We start from the raw sequence: 15,992 nt of genomic DNA, 5'->3' as shown, positions 1-15,992 counted from the left end.
CGCTGAAAGCGAGGGGGAGGCGTTAATGATTAAGGCTCAACAACTCGACTTGGCCAAGTGCCAGGTATGCCGTGGTCGGGCAGTGATCAGAGGCATATTCCATGAATTGGATTGCCTGCAGTGCAATGCATCGGGCTGGGTCACCGCGGAAACCGGTGAGGCGTTGCCGCTGGAAGTGCTGGTGAGGCAGCTGAGCATTCGTCTCCAGTCTGCAGAACAGCGGATCGCTACATTGAATTCCTTCAAGCCTGCGGGCGCTGAAGCGCAATACCAACAGAACAACGGCCGCGGTGCCGGCGGCACCAACTACACAGGGGATTAACTATGAACACAAGAAAACCGTTGCACCGCCCTTTGGGCGATACCGAGTACATGCTAGAACAATGGGGTTGGTGGCGTTTGGATGGGGTGGGGCTTCCTGGATATACATCTCCGGCGTTCGCCATAATGCGCAACCATCTTCCATCGGCATCGAAATCATTTTCAATCACTGACGAGCTGGCCATGGCCGTGGATGGCGCGGTCGCACGTTTGTGCCGCCGGGATCAACAAATGGGCGATATTCTCTGGCTTTACTACGGAGCCAAATGGCCCATGGTTCGAGTCGGAAGATATTTCGGGCTGAGCGAGGGGAAGGCAAGAGAGCTGGCCAGAGCCGCATCGGCTTGGGTGGATTGCGTTCTAACTAGCTCTCTAGAAGCTGCCTAATTGGTTCATTGAAGGGGCGGGCAGTTTCTAAGCCGATTCAGGGCTTATCAGCCTTTGACTGACGTGTTAACTGCTCGACTTTTTGAGAGATCATTAAGTAAACATTTGTGGAGAACATGCCGACCAAGATTGCCACGAGAGCAAGAGTGTAAAAATCACTCTGACCTGAGACGACTGTATCTTTTGGGAGGTTGGCCTTATCGATGTGCGGCGCTATTAGGGCAATTAAAACGCCGCTCTTAATGCTAACCCAAGAAAACACGCCCATAAGCCCGGATGAGACAATAAGTCCCCCTTTATGATCCGGCGTTATGTCCGATATCAAAGTTCTTGCAAACGCACCTAGAGAACCAAGCACAAAAGGAACGGTCAACAAAATCAGAGCGTTGATTGCTTGGTTGATGGTTTTAAGGGTGGCGGTGTCGATGTCGTAGATTTCTGGATTTCGAGCGGATAAAAAGAAGAAAATAAAGATCACGATCCCAGCTGCACTCATCATGACCATTCTGTTCATAAAGCTCTTCTTTTGAAGTGCTAGACGAGTTTCATATGCATCGTTTCGAAGCTCTTCCAATTGCGCCAGTCTTGAAAGTTCGTCAATGGATGGAGCTGCGTTTTCAGAGTTTCCAATGCCACCCTCGGCACTGTCTCTGTCTCGACCCGGAAATTCGGAGATATTGTCGTCCTGGGATGGTCCTTTCGTGTTCATTTTCTTCCTAGGTAAATTCAGCTTGGCATCCCATTGGATGCGGATTTGGTGTTGAGCGGCGGCATTATCCGTATTGGCAGAGTTTTCAGAAAGCACTTTTCCGCGCGGAATAACTCTGTTTTCATAGCACCGTGCACAGCTGATACAGCGCGGCACCAAAATACAGCCCGGTCATTAAGTCGGGTTTTTCGCTTTTATGGCCTCGGCATTCGCCGGGGCTTTTTCGTTTTCGGCTCCACCACACCCATCGCTCCGAGCTGGGAGTGCTGCTGGAGCCGAACCTATCAATGACGCCACCAGGGCTTTGAGCAATGACAAACGAACAGCAAGCGCTGGCAGAGATGCCGATTTGGTTAGTGATCGTCCTGGCCTTGGTCGGTGGCGTGTCGGGAGAGATGTGGCGCGCCGACAAGGACGGGGCGCGGGGCTGGGCGTTGCTACGCCGGCTCGCGCTTCGCTCCGGTGCCTGCATTGTCTGCGGGGTCTCGGCGATGATGCTGATGATTGCGGCGAGCATGTCGATCTGGACGGCGGGTGCCTTGGGTTGCCTGACCGCGATGGCCGGTGCAGATGTTGCCATCGGCTTGTACGAGCGCTGGACTGCCAAGCGGCTGGGCGTTTCCGAGGTGCAGCAAAACAACGGTGAATCGGGTCAGTAGTCAATCAAAAGGAGAGGGACCAATGCAGGTTCGAATACTCGACAACGACTTGGAAGTACTCTGGGTCAAGACAGAAACCGGCGGTCTAACAAGCCTGTCTTTCCGCCGGGATGGAACGATTGAAAAGATCATCATTGCGCTTGAGCGTGCGCTGCAATGGGCAAGGGAAGAATCAGTTCAGCCTGACTCGGAATTATGCCCAGCTGTAGTTAACTCCCAAGCTATTGATGAGCTGTTACAGAGAAATTTCCTTGTTGATGTTGGCGTGAACAAGCTCCCAGATACCCGGTGACTTGAAGAAAGCGTGCCATTTTGTCGGAGCGACAAAGCCGATGTTTCTCCCGGTATTCCAGATGGCGACTGCATGACCGGCCAAACCAGCTTGGTTCACGGCAGTTTCAAAACCTGCGACGAACTCCTGTTGGGCGTTGCTTGATTTATTGGCGAACGCAGCATCCACAGGGACAATGATCATGTCTTGCCCTTGATGCCGAATGTGCGCAAATGGAAATTTGTTAGCCATCTTTTTCCCTTTCGAAGTTGTGGGTAGTCCTTCCCCGACAATCCCTCTACTGGTGAAGGACTCTTTTGATGCTATCACCAGTTGCGAGGCTGGCCTACGGCCATGCTCAATTGTCCTGCACCGCTTTGGTGCTCTGAAAAACGCGGGGGCCCCTAGGGTTATTCGCGTGGTACGGGGTCGGAAACCCGCGGGAAAGCGTTAGCCACAGGGCTGGAAAGTTAGTTGACAGTGGTTGACAGGTTGACAAGAAATTCTGTGTTTCCAGCGACAGGGTTCGCGTGATCCAAACAGTGTTTTGTAGTGAAGTAACCCCCGGTTCTATTGGGCTGTATAGCCTTTTCATGCCTGTTCATTTTCTTAAACAGCAGCCCCGGCGCAATGGTCGGAAGGCCTGTCAACTAAGCCGGGTTAGTTGACAGGCTTAACAAGCCACGACGATGGAGGCCGCATGGCTTTTGTAACTCGCAAGGAGTACTGCGAGCTGAAGGGGTGGTCGAGGCAGTACGTCGGCAAACTGGTCAAGAATGAACGACTGGTTCTGAACGCTGCCGGGCAGATTGATGTGGAGGCCAGCGAGCAGCTTCTGGCCATGACGAGCGACCCGAGCAAGGCCGCCGTCGCCGCTCGACATGAGCGCAATCGCCCGAAGCGGAGTGATCAGCCACCGCTGGAAATAGTCATCGCAGACTTTGTAGATGACCCTTCTGGTCAGGTACCCGACTTTCAAAAGTCACGCGCGCTTCGTGAGCACTACCTGTCGCTTCAGGAAAAAGACAACTTCCTTAAAGCCCGAGGCACCTTGGTAGAGCGCAAAGCGGTCGAAGATGCGGCCTATAACGCCGGTCGCTTACTGCGTGATCTTTTGCTTGGGATGGCGCCACAGCTATCGCCGGAACTGGCCTCGCTGTCTGATCCATGGCAAATCGAAAAGCGTCTGACGTCGGCTTTGCGACAAACACTGGAAGATGCTGAGCGGCTGTCAGCAGCAGATCTACAACAAGCCATTACCCCGAGCTAAACCTATGTCCTTAGAAATGTCGAACGGTGCGACGGTGTACCGCGAAGCGTATTTCCGTGGGCAGCGACCAGAGCCAGATGTCTGGATTGATCAGTGGGCCGACGAGTACATGCGCATCCCGCGCGACACGGGTGCGGCCGAGCCTGGTCAATACCACACTTCGCGCACCCCTTATGCGCGTGAGCCGATGCGCTGTCTGTCACCTGCCCACCCGTGCAAGCGGGTGGTGACCATGGTGGCTTCGCAGTTGATGAAGACGCAGATCGCCTTGAACTGGATCGGCGGCCTGATCCATATGGCCCCGTCCAACATCCTGACGTTGTTGCCCAGTCTGGGATTGGCCAAGCGGGTATCGTCGCGGATTGGTAAAACCATCAAGGCTACGCCGGTTCTGCGTGAGCGCGTGGCGTCCAACCGCTCGCGAGATGCGCGCAACACCATGGACACGAAGGAGTTCGAGGGTGGTTCGCTGTACATCACCACGGCCGGTTCTGCGGCCAACCTGGCGGAGCTTTCCGCACGCTACATCTACGGCGACGAGGTTGATCGCTGGAGTGTGGACGTGGGCGAAGAGGGCGACCCGGTCGAACTGGCCGAGACTCGCGGTAGTACTTTCGGCCGTAACGCAAAATTTTACTTTTCCAGTTCGCCGACGGTCAGGGGGGCGTCCCGGATCGCTGATCTGTTTGAGGTCAGCGATCAGCGTTACTACTACGTGCCGTGCCCAACCTGTGAACACATGCAGGTGCTGGAGTGGGAGCGTTTGCATTACTCGGCGGATTTTCAGGTTGTGCATTACCAGTGTGCCGGCCCCGACTGCGACGTACTGATCGAGGAACGCTATAAGGGCGAGATGCTGGCGAAAGGGGAGTGGCGAGCACACACCCAGGGCGATGGCGAAACCATTGGTTTTAACTTGAATGCGTTGTACTCGCCGCCCGGCTGGACCGGTTGGGCCTCGTTGGCCAAGCAATTCGAGAAGGCTAAAAAGGCTCAGGCCAAAGGCGATCTGGAGCCGATGCAGGTGTTTTACAACACCCGTCTGGCCAAGGTCTGGGATAGCGCTCAGGAGCAAACCTCAGCCGGTGTGCTGATGGATCGGGCGCGACTGGAAAACTACGGGCTTGGCTCAATGCCCGACGGCGTGTTGATGCTGACCGCTTCTGTTGACACCCAAGCCAACCGCCTGGAACTGATGGTGATGGGTTGGGGCGCTGGCATGGAGCGCTGGGTGGTCGACTTTCAAGTGATCTCCGGCGACCCCGCCGATGAGCGTACCTGGGCGGCGCTGGACGGGTTACTCAAGGCCCGCTACCGACACCCTTGTGGTGCTGAGCTGATGATCATGGCTACTGCGGTCGACTCCGGTGGTAACCATACGGATGAGGTCTATCAGTTCTGTCGTATGCGCCGCTGGCGCAGCGTGTTCGCCATCAAGGGGGCGAGCAAGCGGGGCCGGCCGGTGATCGCGCAGCGACCTTCGATGGTCGACGTGACATGGAAGGGCCTGACTGAACGGCATGGCGCCGAGCTTTGGATTGTCGGTACCGACACGGCGAAGGACTGGATCTACAACCGCTATGCATTCGACACCGGCCCGGGAGCGCTGCACTTTGCCAACGACCTGCCGGATGACTTTTTCGCCCAGTGTGTGGCTGAGCGCAAAGTCACCCGTTACGTCAGGGGGCATAAGCGCATCGAATGGACCAAGGGCAAGGCCGAGCGCAACGAAGCGCTCGACCTGTTGGTTTACAACCTGGCCATGGCCCATTACCTCGGCATCAATCGCTACCAGGATCACGATTGGGCGCGGATTCGGCAGGCGGTCATCCAGTCGGCTTCTGGCGATAGTGGCCAACCCGTTCAGAGCGAGCGGCTCAGCCGGCCAGTCGAAACACCGGCAGCACCACAGGCGCCGCAACCAGCCGTGAAATCACGTCCGACAACGGCCCCCCCACAACGCCGCAGCTCCACCAGTGGCTACCTGAAGAGACGCTGATATGTCATTTACGAAAAAGCACCTCGACGCGGTTGAGGCGGCCATTGCTCGCGGTGAGAAAACTGTGCGCTACACCGACCGTACCGTGGAATACCGCACGGTCGATGAGCTGCTCAAGGCGCGCGAAGAAATACGCTCGTCGCTGGCCAGCGCCGCCGGGCTACGTTCGCGCGTAGTTCGCCTTTATCACGGGGGTAGGGGACTTTAATGGCCCGACATTTTCCGACGTTGACCCGTAACGGCTTTGTGCTGCCGTCCAACATCAAGGCCAGTTACGAAGGCGCTGGTGAAGGCCGCCGATCCGCTAACTGGGACGCTCCCGACAACGGGATCAACAGCATCAACACCCCGGCACTGCGCAATTTGCGGTCGCGCTCCCGGGCAGCGGTTCGCAATGACCCGTATGCCTTCAACGTCATCGACAAGCGCGTCAGCAACCTGATCGGCACCGGCATCACCCCTCGGCCAGCGACCGATGATGATGCCCTGCGCAAGCTGCTGCAGGAGCTGTGGAGCGATTGGGTCGATGAGTCGGATGCGGATGACCGCACCGACTTTTACGGCCAGCAGGCGCTGGTGGCTCGCACGGTGGAAACATCGGGTGAATGCTTTGTTCGCTTGCGTCCTCGCAGTCGGGACGAAGGTTTGGCGGTTCCGCTGCAGTTGCAGATCCTGGCGCCGGAGTTCGTGCCGCACGACAAATTCGAGAGCACCAAGAACGGCAACGTCATCCGTGCCGGCATCGAGTTCACGCCCGGCGGCAAGCGGGTAGCGTATTGGATGTACCTGTCGCACCCGCGTGATGCGGCCTCGTTGAACGCCGGCTACAACCAGCTAGTGCGCGTCCCGGCCACGCAGGTGCTGCACATCTTCGAACCGGTCGAACCTGGCCAGTTGCGCGGTGTGCCGCGCTTGTCGCCGGTTCTGAAACGGCTACGCAGTTTGGACAACTACGACGACGCGGTGCTGTTCCGTCAGGAGGTGGCCAACCTGTTTGCCGGCTTCATCACTCGCCCCCCGCCGGAATCGGGACCCATGCCGCGCGACCCGGTTACCGGTGCGCCGCTGGTTACGGATCGCGATGGTTTTACGCCGATGGTCGCGCTCGAACCCGGCACCATGCAGGAACTCGGTCCGGGCGAAGAGGTGGAATTTTCCAAACCGCCGGACGCGGGCAACAACTACCCGGACTTCATGCGTCAGCAGTTGATGGCTGCAGCGGCGGGTAGCGGTACGCCTTACGAGATCCTCACCGGCGACATGCGCGGAATCAACGACCGAGCATTACGGGTGGTGCTCAACGAGTTTCGGCGCCGCCTGGAACAACTGCAATTCAGCGTGTACGTCCATCAACTTTGCCGCCCGGTGCGGGCCGCGTGGATGGACATGGCGGTGCTGTCGGGTGTTCTGGTGCTGGAGGATTACGCACAGAAGCGCCGCCAGTACCTTCGCACTCGCTGGGTACCGCAAGGCTGGGCCTATATCCAGCCGGTTCAGGACGTGCAAGCACGAGCGATGGAGGTGAGAGCCGGTTTTTCGTCGCGCAGCGAGATGGTCCTGCGTACCGGCTACGACGCCGAAACGGTTGATCTGGAAAACGCCGCCGATCTGGCGCGCGCCACCTTATTGGGCCTCAACTACAACACCCTTGATGCCGTCGAAGACACCGACGACAAGGAGCAACCATGAGCAAGAGCGCGAAACCGCGTATTTACAACCGCGCCGGCAAACGCGTCGATGTCAAGGACAAGACCTGGTATGCCGTTCATGCCAGCGGCGAGGCCACCGAGCGAGTGATCGAAGTCTTCGTCTATGGCGAGATCGGTGCTTGGGGTATCACTGCCAATCAATTCGTGCAGGATCTGCGCGCCATGGATGATGGTGTGTCGCCGGTGGTCGCCGCGTTCAACAGTATCGGCGGTGACCTGTTCGACGGTCTGGCCATGCACAACGCGCTGTCGCGGCTGGGTGAGCGCTGCACCGGCCGGATCGATGCACTGGCCGCGAGTGCGGCCAGTGTGGCCGTGTGCGGCGCACACCGCGTAGTCATCGCGGCGAACGCCATGTTGATGATTCACAACCCATACACCTATACAGGCGGTAGCGCTGAGGACTTCCGCCGGGTTGCTGATGTATTGGATCAGACCTTGGAGGCGATCATCGCGGCCTATAAGGCCAAGGCGCCCGACATTGATGACGCCGAACTGCGGGGAATGGTTGATGCTGAAACTTGGCTGACCGCCAACGAAGCGGTGGCGTTGGGGCTGGCCGATGAAGTGGGCGACGGCGTCAAGGTCAAAGCCTGTCTCGGTCAAGGCGCGGTGCTGCAACGATTCCAGAACGCACCGGCTGATTTGCTGGCCCAGCTCGACGAGGCGCCCGAACCGGATCCGGATCTTGATCCTGTCGATCCGCCGCTGGTGCCGCCTGTAGTCGACTCGACCAAGTTGGCATTGCTGGTCACTCAGCGCTGCACGGCGGCGGGCATCAGCAACCTGATCGAGCCGCTGCTCAAGTCCACCCAGCTTGAAAGCGAAGAGGTCGTTTTGGCGGGTCTGGCACGCGCCAAGGCGATTAACGACCTCTGCGTGGCCGCGCGGCTGCCTGAATTCAGCGCCGAGTATGTCGCGGCAGGTCTGGATGCGCCGGCGGTGCGGGCGCGTCTGTTCGACAAGATTGTCACCAGCGGTAAGGGCTTTGAAATCGACAACAGTCTGCCGCTGGCGGACGACCTGGCGCCCAAGGTGCTGGCCAAACAACCTGACCCCAACTCGATTTGGGCTGCTCGCCAAGCGGCCCAAACTGGAACCGCGCAAAGCGCGAAAGGAGCAAGAGCATGACCATCAAACAGGAACCGATGCACGCGGGTGAATTCCTGCTGTCCGAAGGCGCCGGCAATATTTCGCGTGAAGCGATCAACGTCGCGGCCGGTCCAGAGTTGTGGCCCGGACAAATCCTCGGACTGGTGACCGCCTCCGGCGAATTCGCACCGTACAACCCAACGGCTGAGGACGGCACCGAAAATGCTGTCGCCATTCTCTACGGCCCGCTTGGCGAATCCGATGTGGTGCGGCGCGGTCGCGCCGTGGTGCGGTTGGCCGAGGTCAGCGAAGCGCACCTGACCGGTCTGGATCTGGCCGCCGAGAAAGCACTCGCCACCCATTTCGTGATCGTCCGCTAAGTCGATCCTTTTTTTGTATGCATCCCGCCGCGTGCGAGATTTTTCGTTTCTGGAGAGTACCCATGGCCGATATCGCCATTTTTGAAGACGAAGCGTTTACCGTTACCTCGCTGACCGCTGCACTCAATGATCAACCCTACCTGCCGGGCCGCATCAGCGCCCTGGGTCTGTTCCGCGAGGAAGGCATTACCACCCTGACCGTACAGATTGAAAAGGACGGTGACACCCTCGCACTGGTGCCGGCCGGTGAGCGCGGTGGTTCTGGCCTGGTGGTTGCTGCGAGCAAGCGCAACCTGATCCCGTTCAACACCGTGCACCTGCCGGAGCGTTTCACCATCAAGGCGGATGAGATTCAAGGCATCCGCGCCTTCGGCACTCGCACTGAGCTGCAGGCCGTGCAGGACGTGGTCAATGCACGTCTGGCAAAGGCGCGTCGTCAGTTGGACGCCACGCATGAGTTCCAGCGCATGGGCGCACTCAACGGCCAGATCCTCGACGCTGACGGTCAGACGGTGCTGCTGGACTTGTATGAGCGCTTCGGTGTGCAGCGTCAGAAGATGTCCATGGGGCTGACTAAGGCCGATACCGAGCTGCGGGTCATGTGCGGTGAGGCGCTGGACATGCAGGAGGATGCGCTGGGTAGCGTGACCAGTACCGGTTCGCGCGCTTTCTGCGGCAAGAACTTCTGGAACAAGCTGATTGTTCACAAGTCGGTCAAAGAGACCTACCTCAACAGTCAGCAAGCGGCAGCGCTGCGTGGCGACGCCCGGGAAAGCTTCGAGTTCGGCGGCATCATCTGGGAACGCTACCGTGGCAAGGTCGCTGGCGTGTCGTTCGTGCATGACGACAAGGCGCTGCTGGTTCCGGAAGGCGTGCCCGATCTGTACATCTCCGTGTTTGCACCGGCCGACTACATGGAAACGGTCAACACCCAGGGCATCCCGTACTACAGCATGATCGAGCCGCTGCCCTTCAACAAAGGTATGGCCGGTGAAGCACAGTCCAACCCGCTGCACCTGTGCACTCGACCGCGAGCCCAGATCCTGCTGGAACTCTGACCATGGGCTTTCGCGATCTGATCGCCGAGGTTGACGCGGTGGTGTTCGAAACGCTGGGCGACACCGCACGGATCGAGGGTCGCGAAGAGCCTGTGCTCGGCATGTTTGCCGCGCCCTGGCTGCAACCCAAGTTCGGCAAGCTCAACACCGGGTTGCGTGAGCCTCGCTTCGAGATCCGCGTCAGCGATTCGCAAGGTCTGGAACAGGGCATGCTGGTCAGCGTTGACCTGCCTGCCTTGGATGGCGGTGGTGACTACGACCTGATCCAGCTCGAACCGAGAGGTGACGGGCTGGTCGCCCTGATTCTGAGGTTGCGGCCATGAGCGTCGGCAGCTATTTCAAACCCTCGGCCGGGGGCGGGATGATCTCTATCCAGTCCTCGGCCGCAGATTTTCAGGCGTTCCAGGACTTTGCCAAGGTGGTGCCGAAAGCGGCTGCTGCGGCGCATCGGCGCGCGATCAACAAGACGTTGGGAAGGTTGCGCACGCACATCGCCAGAGCCGTCAGCCGGTCAGAGCGCATTGCCGTAGCAGCGGTGCGTCAGCGGTTGCGCAGCTATCCAGTTTCCGGCGCGGCCGCGAGCGGCAAACTGTGGTTCGGGTTGAACACCATCGAATCCAGCCGGATCGGCCGGGCGCGGCAGACCGGGAGCGGTGTGTCGGTGGCAGGGCGGCGTTACGAAGGTGCCTTTCTCAAGAAGGTCTACGGCAACAAGCCCGACATCTGGATCCGCACAGCCTCCAAGCATTTCAACGCGGACGACTACCCGGACAGCACGGTTTCCCCTGGTCGCGGGCCGAGTTCGGGTTGGGTCGCCGAAAACGGAAGTCGTTTCCCGCTGGCCAAGGCCAAGGTGTCGCTGGAGCAAGCCCGGCCGCATTTCGACAGCTGGGTCAAAAAGGCAGACGAGATCCTGTTGGCGATTCTCAAACAAGAACTCAACTTTGAGCTGCAGAAATACCTTAAGAGGATCGGCAATGTCTGAAGAACCGTTCAGCCTGGACCAGCTTTATCGGGCGGTAGAACAGCATCTGCGTACCCACTTGGCTGGCGTGCAGGCCGTCACAGCCTGGCCAAATATTAAGGATCGCGTGTTGCTGCCAGCAGTTTTTCTGGAGGTGGCCGAGATCGAGCCGGGTTCCGATATCGGCACCGGCGAAACCTCGCTGGTCTGCAAGTTTGAGGCTAGGATCATTGTTGACCCGATCTTGCCGCACCATCATCAACAGGCCGTGCAATTGGCGACCCAGTTGGCGGTGTTGCTGCGTTCGCAAACGTGGGGGCTAGCAGTTCAACCCGCCGAGTTTGTGCAATCGCTGCAGGACTTTACCCAGCCGCACCTGGATGGATACACCGTGTGGCTGGTGGAGTGGACTCAGCAAGTCTATCTCGGCCCGGAGGAATGGCTCTGGCCCGACGAACCGCCGGGAATGTTGCTCATTGGATTCAACAACGACGCCAAAGAGGACTTTGTCCCTGCGGAGGATGTGTGAGTGGCTACGCGAGCGCCCAGCACGACCGGATGCTCGCCGGCGTGGTCAAGGCTTGCTACGTGGTCGCGCTGGATCTGTCCGCTTCGCCGCCGGTATGTCGCGTGTCTGATGGCAGTGAATGGGTCAGCGCCTGGGTGCGGTGGCACAGCATCGCCGCCGGCAAGGCCAGGCACTGGCGGGCGCCGTCTTTGGGCGAGCAGGGCAGTTTGATCAGTCCCAGCGGTGACGTGTCACAAGGCACATTTGTCCCGGGCTTGTATGGCAATGCCGGACCGCCGCCAGATAACCGCGACCACGTCGAGGTCTGGCGTTTTGATGATGGCGGCTCGCTGATCTACGACTGGCAGGCCAAGAGCTACAGCATCACCCTGCCGAGCGGCACGGTCACCATCAAAGTAGCCAGCACGGAAGCGGTCGTGACCGATAGCGCGGTGAACGTGACCACCGGCAACATCAATTTGAAAGCGGCGGTAATGATCGACGGCGCGCTACACGTTACCAAGGGCATCACTAGCGCCGGCGCAATCATTGATGCCACCGGCAACAGCAACCACCACACGCATTAATTTCAACTCACCACAGCCCGCCCAGTGCGGGCTTTTTCATGCCTGGAGAACCACATGGCCAAGATCGATATGACCTCAACCGATGCGCAAACGTCCTCGGAACCGGCATTGTCATCCTCAACTTACTCATCGCCGGACTCCTTGAAATTCCGCGACAAGCTCTACACGTCGCGACTGGTGATCGTGCCCGGTACTGACCGTTCCTATCCGGTGGAGAAGGCGACGGTCGTGGTGCCGGCCTCCGACATCGAGGCGGTCAAGTTCCTGAAAACCAGCGAAGAATACGAGCCGTTCAAGGAGTGACATCGATGATCGGAATGGATCGCCAGACCGGCCTACCCATATCCGGCATCGAGCATCTGCGGCAATCCATTGCCGACATCTTGAGCACGCCGCTGGGCAGTCGCCGGCACCGTATGGAATACGGCAGCAAGCTACGGCGGTTTGTCGATTTGCCCATCAACGAAGGCTGGAAAAGCGCCGTACAGGCTGAGGTCGCCCGCGCTTTGGGGCGCTGGGAGCCACGTTTGAAGCTCGACCAGGTGCGTGTCCTTTCCGTCATTGGTGGGCAAATCAATCTGCAAATCGTCGGGACGTACCTGGGCGACAGCGTCACGTTGGAGGTGGCCGCATGAGTACCGTAGATCTGTCGTCGCTGCCGGCGCCGACCGTGCTGGAGCCTCTGGACTTCGAAGAGGTTTATCAGGATGGTTTAGGCGTCTTTCGCGGGTACATGGGTGGCAACTGGACGGCCGCGCTGGAAAGCGATCCCGTGGTCAAAGTGCTTGAGGTTGGGGCCTACAACAAGGTCGGCAACCGCGCCCGGGTCAATGATGCCGGCAAGGCGCTATTGCTGGCGCACGCCATTCGCGGCGACCTCGATCACTTGGGGGCCAACGTCAATCTGCAGCGCCTGGTCATTCAGGCCGAGGATCTGCTGGCAGTGCCGCCGGTGCCCAAGGTCATGGAAGACGACGACCCGTTTCGCGAACGCATCCAGTTGGCCTATGAGGGTTTGACCACGGCCGGCCCGCGCAACAGCTACATCCTGCATGCGCGTAACGCTTCTGGGCTGGTGGCAGACGCCACGGCTGAAAGCCCGAAGCCTTGCTACGTTACGGTAACGGTGCTGGGGTTTGATGGGGAGGGTGAAGCGCCGCCGGAGCTGCTGGCCACGGTGGCCGCTGCGCTGGATGACGATGACGTTCGCCCGGTCGGTGATCGGGTGACTGTGCAGAGCGCGCAGGTGATCCGCTACGAGATAGACGCCATTTTGCACATGGCCAGTGCTGGCCCGGAAGCGGATGCCAGTTTGGCCGAAGCGAAAAGCCGATTGGCCGGTTGGATCAATCCACGCAAGCGGCTGGGCGTTGAGGTCGCACGCTCCGCTGTTGACGCTCAGTTGCACGTTGCCGGCGTTGCCCGGGTTGAGTTGGTCGGGTGGCAGGATCTGGCCCCGACGAAGGCGCAGGCGGCGTTCTGTACGCGCTACAACGTGAGGCTGGCGGGCTGATATGAAAAGTCTACTGCCGCTCAACAGCACACAACTGGAACGGGCCATGGAGGCCGCGTTTTTCGAAAAGACGATTGTCCCACTGCGCGACCTCTACAACCCCGACACCTGTCCGGTGCATCTGCTGCCGCATCTGGCGTGGGCGTGGTCGGTCGATCGCTGGGACTTTCGATGGTCTGAGGCGACCAAGCGCGCGGCCATCAAGGCGTCGTACTACATCCACAAGCACAAGGGCACGATCGGCGCGATACGTCGCGTGGTCGAGCCGCTGGGTTATCTGATCGAGATTGTCGAGTGGTTCAAGACCGTGCCCGAGGGCGTGCCGGGCACATTCGCGCTGAAGATTGGCGTTCTCGATACCGGTATCACCGAGGAAATGTATCAGGAGCTTGATCGCCTGATTGACGACGCCAAGCCCGTCACCCGGCACATGACCGGGCTGGCGATCAGCCTGGAAACACAGGGCAATTTGAATGTGGGTGTGACGCTCTACGACGGCGATGAACTCGACATATTCCCGCCGGAAATGCAGGACATCGAGATAACCGGCAGCTTCGGCGTGGTCGGCCGTGAACACTCCATAGACATCATGGACATTTATTAAATGATTGATGCGAACTCAAAGTTTTTCGCGATCCTGACGGACGTGGGGGCGGCCAAGCTGGCGAATGCCAATGTGCTGGGCGTGCCCTGGAACATCACGGAAATGGGCTTGGGCGATGCCAACGAAACCGATCCGCAGCCCAGTGCCAAGCAATCCAAACTGATCAACGAATGGCGCCGCCGGCCGCTGAATCAGTTGCGCATCGATCCGGTGAACCCGGCGGTGATCATTGCCGAGCAAGTCATTCCGGCCGACGAGGGCGGGCGCTGGATTCGTGAGGTCGGGTTGTATGACGCTGACGGTGATCTGGTGGCGGTGGCCAACTGTGCGCCGAGTTTCAAGCCGGTGCTGTCACAGGGATCGGGTCGTACGCAAGTGGTGCGGATGAACCTGATCGTTTCCAGCACGGCGCAAATCAGCCTCAAGATCGACCCGTCGGTGGTACTGGCGACGCGTGAGTATGTTGATTCGCGCATTCTGGAAGAGCTGAGCAAGCTCGACATCAAGCAGTCAGTGCGCGCGGCGACCACGGCCAATATCGCCTTGGTCGGTTTGCAGGTCGTGGACGGTGTTTCGCTGAATGCCGGCGATCGCGTGCTGGTGAAGAATCAGGCGGCCGCCAAGGATAACGGCCCGTATGTGGTGGCTGTGGGTGCCTGGGCGCGGGCCAAGGATGCCGACAATAACGCGAAGGTCACGCCGAATCTGACGGTAGCGGTCGAGGTGGGTGCGACGCAGGCCGACACGATCTGGCAACTGGTAACCGATGGCCCGATTGTCGTGGGCACCACGGCGCTCACGTTCAAGGACATTACAGACGGCTTTGCCCGGCTGCTGTCGCCAAGCTTTGCCGGCAATCCCACGGCCCCGACGCCGGCGCAATTCGACGGCAGCAAGTCGATCGCTACAGCGGAGTTTGTAAAGCGTAGTGGTGTCGAGTTCTCGGGCTTCTCCACGAACGCTGCAAGCTTGGCTTTGACGGCCGCGCACGTCGGTGGCCTTCACAGCTTTTCCGCTGCTGCGCAGCTTCAGGCCACTTTGCCGCCGACGGCAGGTGTCGCGCAGGCTGCAACCATTACGCTTGTTTGTGCCGGCGCTGGGGGTCTTAAAATCGTCCCGGCCGGTGCTGACGTGGTGTACACCTCGACCGGCGTGGCCGGCCCGTTGGTGTTGGCTCTGGGTGACACGGCTGAGTTCATCCGCCTGCAAGACCAGTGGCGGCTGATCGGCGGCACGGCGTCTCTGCGCTTTGCCGGTACGATGAGCGGCGCCCATTTTGTCACGCAGCCTCAGTTCGACGCCGGAAAAGCGCTGGCAACTACTGAGTTCGTGCAGCGCGCGCTGGGGAGTTTTTCGGGCCGTTTCGACATCGCGGCGCTGCCGGCGACATTGAGTGTTGCGGCCGCTGGCCAGCGCATTGTGCTAGCAGCATCAGGAACGCTGACCCTGCCACTTGTTAGTGCGGTGCCCACCGGTACGAATTTTTTCCTGTTTAACACGACGCCGGGGGTGGTCAACATTGTTCGGCAGGGTGCAGATGTTATTAGCGCGATGTCCGTTAATTCGATGACTTCTGTCCCTCTTCAGTCCCTGTCTACCATCAAAGTTACGGCGGGCAATGGGCAGTGGGTTGTTGAGGATGGGATGGCGGCCCTGAAATATGCGCCTGAGTTCGGTAATTCTATCGGGGCCACTGGTTACCAGCGATTACCCTCGGGGCTGATCGAGCAATGGGGCGTCGGCATAACGGATGCGAACGGCTATGTTTACGTTACATACCCTATCCCGTTCCCCAATGGGGTGCGCAATGTCACGCCAATGCACTTTGGTTCGTCGGCCTTGATGCACGCGGTGATGGATACCAACTACACGCAGGCCGGTTGCAAGCTTCGCGTACAGAACGCGGCCGGCGCTGCTTCGGTTGGGTGGCAAGTTTTCTGGCGAGCTTTGGGGAATTGAAC

General features: G+C 59.3%; 21 protein-coding genes. 19 read left to right on the top strand and 2 right to left on the bottom strand.

Features of this window, described 5'->3' with window-relative positions:
• The first annotated feature begins 25 nt into the window (after positions 1-25).
• Together ACM6JQ_RS18005 and ACM6JQ_RS18000 are read left to right on the top strand one after the other, a co-directional pair.
• The gene (locus ACM6JQ_RS18005; protein WP_414894385.1) at positions 26-322 is read left to right on the top strand and encodes a hypothetical protein; all 297 of its coding nucleotides are present in this window, start codon (positions 26-28) and stop codon (positions 320-322) included.
• Between the two features lie 2 nt (positions 323-324).
• Complete coding sequence (locus ACM6JQ_RS18000; RefSeq protein ID WP_414894384.1) at positions 325-708, top strand: antiterminator Q family protein; 384 nt, start codon at positions 325-327, stop codon at positions 706-708.
• Positions 709-745: 37 nt separating this feature from the next.
• Here ACM6JQ_RS18000 and ACM6JQ_RS17995 read toward each other — a convergent pair whose 3' ends face one another.
• Positions 746-1,513: a hypothetical protein gene (locus ACM6JQ_RS17995; protein WP_414894383.1), complete on the bottom strand. Its 768-nt coding sequence runs from the start codon at positions 1,511-1,513 to the stop codon at positions 746-748.
• A gap of 215 nt (positions 1,514-1,728) precedes the next feature.
• On the opposite strand from ACM6JQ_RS17995, the gene ACM6JQ_RS17990 reads away from it, so the two are divergent.
• The gene (locus ACM6JQ_RS17990; RefSeq protein WP_414894382.1) at positions 1,729-2,076 is read left to right on the top strand and encodes a phage holin family protein; all 348 of its coding nucleotides are present in this window, start codon (positions 1,729-1,731) and stop codon (positions 2,074-2,076) included.
• Between the two features lie 235 nt (positions 2,077-2,311).
• Here the strand turns inward: ACM6JQ_RS17990 and ACM6JQ_RS17985 are convergent, their stop codons facing one another.
• Positions 2,312-2,599 carry a hypothetical protein gene (locus tag ACM6JQ_RS17985; RefSeq protein WP_414894381.1) on the bottom strand — a complete coding sequence of 96 codons (288 nt, stop codon included), beginning with the start codon at positions 2,597-2,599 and terminating at the stop codon, positions 2,312-2,314.
• A 448-nt stretch (positions 2,600-3,047) separates the two neighbouring features.
• Here ACM6JQ_RS17985 and ACM6JQ_RS17980 point away from each other — a divergent pair, with 448 nt between their 5' ends.
• The 16 genes from ACM6JQ_RS17980 to ACM6JQ_RS17905 all read left to right on the top strand — a co-directional run bounded on the left by ACM6JQ_RS17980 (position 3,048) and on the right by ACM6JQ_RS17905 (position 15,990).
• A complete protein-coding gene (locus ACM6JQ_RS17980) occupies positions 3,048-3,617 on the top strand; it encodes a terminase small subunit (RefSeq protein WP_339450372.1) in 570 nt (189 codons plus the stop codon).
• A 4-nt stretch (positions 3,618-3,621) separates the two neighbouring features.
• The gene (locus ACM6JQ_RS17975; protein WP_414894380.1) at positions 3,622-5,616 is read left to right on the top strand and encodes a phage terminase large subunit family protein; all 1,995 of its coding nucleotides are present in this window, start codon (positions 3,622-3,624) and stop codon (positions 5,614-5,616) included.
• Position 5,617: 1 nt separating this feature from the next.
• A complete protein-coding gene (locus ACM6JQ_RS17970) occupies positions 5,618-5,824 on the top strand; it encodes a phage head-tail joining protein (protein ID WP_414894379.1) in 207 nt (68 codons plus the stop codon).
• Positions 5,824-7,305 (top strand): phage portal protein, encoded by a 1,482-nt coding sequence (locus ACM6JQ_RS17965; RefSeq protein WP_414894378.1) that lies wholly within the window; start codon positions 5,824-5,826, stop codon positions 7,303-7,305. Before ACM6JQ_RS17970 ends, ACM6JQ_RS17965 begins: the two co-directional genes overlap by 1 nt.
• Entirely contained in the window at positions 7,302-8,456 is a 1,155-nt protein-coding gene (locus ACM6JQ_RS17960; protein WP_414894377.1) for a head maturation protease, ClpP-related, read from the top strand. The genes ACM6JQ_RS17965 and ACM6JQ_RS17960 overlap by 4 nt, the downstream gene beginning before the upstream one ends.
• Entirely contained in the window at positions 8,453-8,797 is a 345-nt protein-coding gene (locus tag ACM6JQ_RS17955) for a head decoration protein (protein ID WP_073473024.1), read from the top strand. Before ACM6JQ_RS17960 ends, ACM6JQ_RS17955 begins: the two co-directional genes overlap by 4 nt.
• A 62-nt stretch (positions 8,798-8,859) precedes the next feature.
• The gene (locus tag ACM6JQ_RS17950) at positions 8,860-9,855 is read left to right on the top strand and encodes a major capsid protein (protein ID WP_073473022.1); all 996 of its coding nucleotides are present in this window, start codon (positions 8,860-8,862) and stop codon (positions 9,853-9,855) included.
• A gap of 2 nt (positions 9,856-9,857) precedes the next feature.
• Entirely contained in the window at positions 9,858-10,178 is a 321-nt protein-coding gene (locus ACM6JQ_RS17945; RefSeq protein ID WP_414894376.1) for a hypothetical protein, read from the top strand.
• Positions 10,175-10,840 (top strand): hypothetical protein, encoded by a 666-nt coding sequence (locus tag ACM6JQ_RS17940; RefSeq protein WP_169430199.1) that lies wholly within the window; start codon positions 10,175-10,177, stop codon positions 10,838-10,840. Before ACM6JQ_RS17945 ends, ACM6JQ_RS17940 begins: the two co-directional genes overlap by 4 nt.
• Entirely contained in the window at positions 10,833-11,348 is a 516-nt protein-coding gene (locus ACM6JQ_RS17935; RefSeq protein WP_414894375.1) for a hypothetical protein, read from the top strand. The genes ACM6JQ_RS17940 and ACM6JQ_RS17935 overlap by 8 nt, the downstream gene beginning before the upstream one ends.
• A gap of 29 nt (positions 11,349-11,377) precedes the next feature.
• Positions 11,378-11,914, top strand: coding sequence for a phage baseplate assembly protein V (locus tag ACM6JQ_RS17930; protein ID WP_414894455.1), 537 nt, complete (start codon positions 11,378-11,380; stop codon positions 11,912-11,914).
• Positions 11,915-11,968: 54 nt separating this feature from the next.
• Positions 11,969-12,217: a hypothetical protein gene (locus ACM6JQ_RS17925; protein WP_414894373.1), complete on the top strand. Its 249-nt coding sequence runs from the start codon at positions 11,969-11,971 to the stop codon at positions 12,215-12,217.
• A gap of 5 nt (positions 12,218-12,222) precedes the next feature.
• Positions 12,223-12,549 carry a GPW/gp25 family protein gene (locus ACM6JQ_RS17920; RefSeq protein ID WP_414894372.1) on the top strand — a complete coding sequence of 109 codons (327 nt, stop codon included), beginning with the start codon at positions 12,223-12,225 and terminating at the stop codon, positions 12,547-12,549.
• Positions 12,546-13,427, top strand: a complete 882-nt coding sequence (locus ACM6JQ_RS17915) for a baseplate J/gp47 family protein (RefSeq protein WP_414894371.1) — start codon at positions 12,546-12,548, stop codon at positions 13,425-13,427. Before ACM6JQ_RS17920 ends, ACM6JQ_RS17915 begins: the two co-directional genes overlap by 4 nt.
• Before the next feature lies 1 nt (position 13,428).
• Positions 13,429-14,031: a phage tail protein I gene (locus tag ACM6JQ_RS17910; protein ID WP_414894369.1), complete on the top strand. Its 603-nt coding sequence runs from the start codon at positions 13,429-13,431 to the stop codon at positions 14,029-14,031.
• Positions 14,032-15,990, top strand: coding sequence for a phage tail protein (locus tag ACM6JQ_RS17905; protein WP_414894368.1), 1,959 nt, complete (start codon positions 14,032-14,034; stop codon positions 15,988-15,990). It begins immediately after the preceding gene.
• The last annotated feature ends 2 nt before the right edge of the window (positions 15,991-15,992 follow it).

Source organism: Pseudomonas sp. IT-232MI5 (assembly GCF_949767845.1).
GTDB lineage: Bacteria > Pseudomonadota > Gammaproteobacteria > Pseudomonadales > Pseudomonadaceae > Aquipseudomonas.
This window is presented reverse-complemented; position numbering and strand designations above follow the sequence as displayed.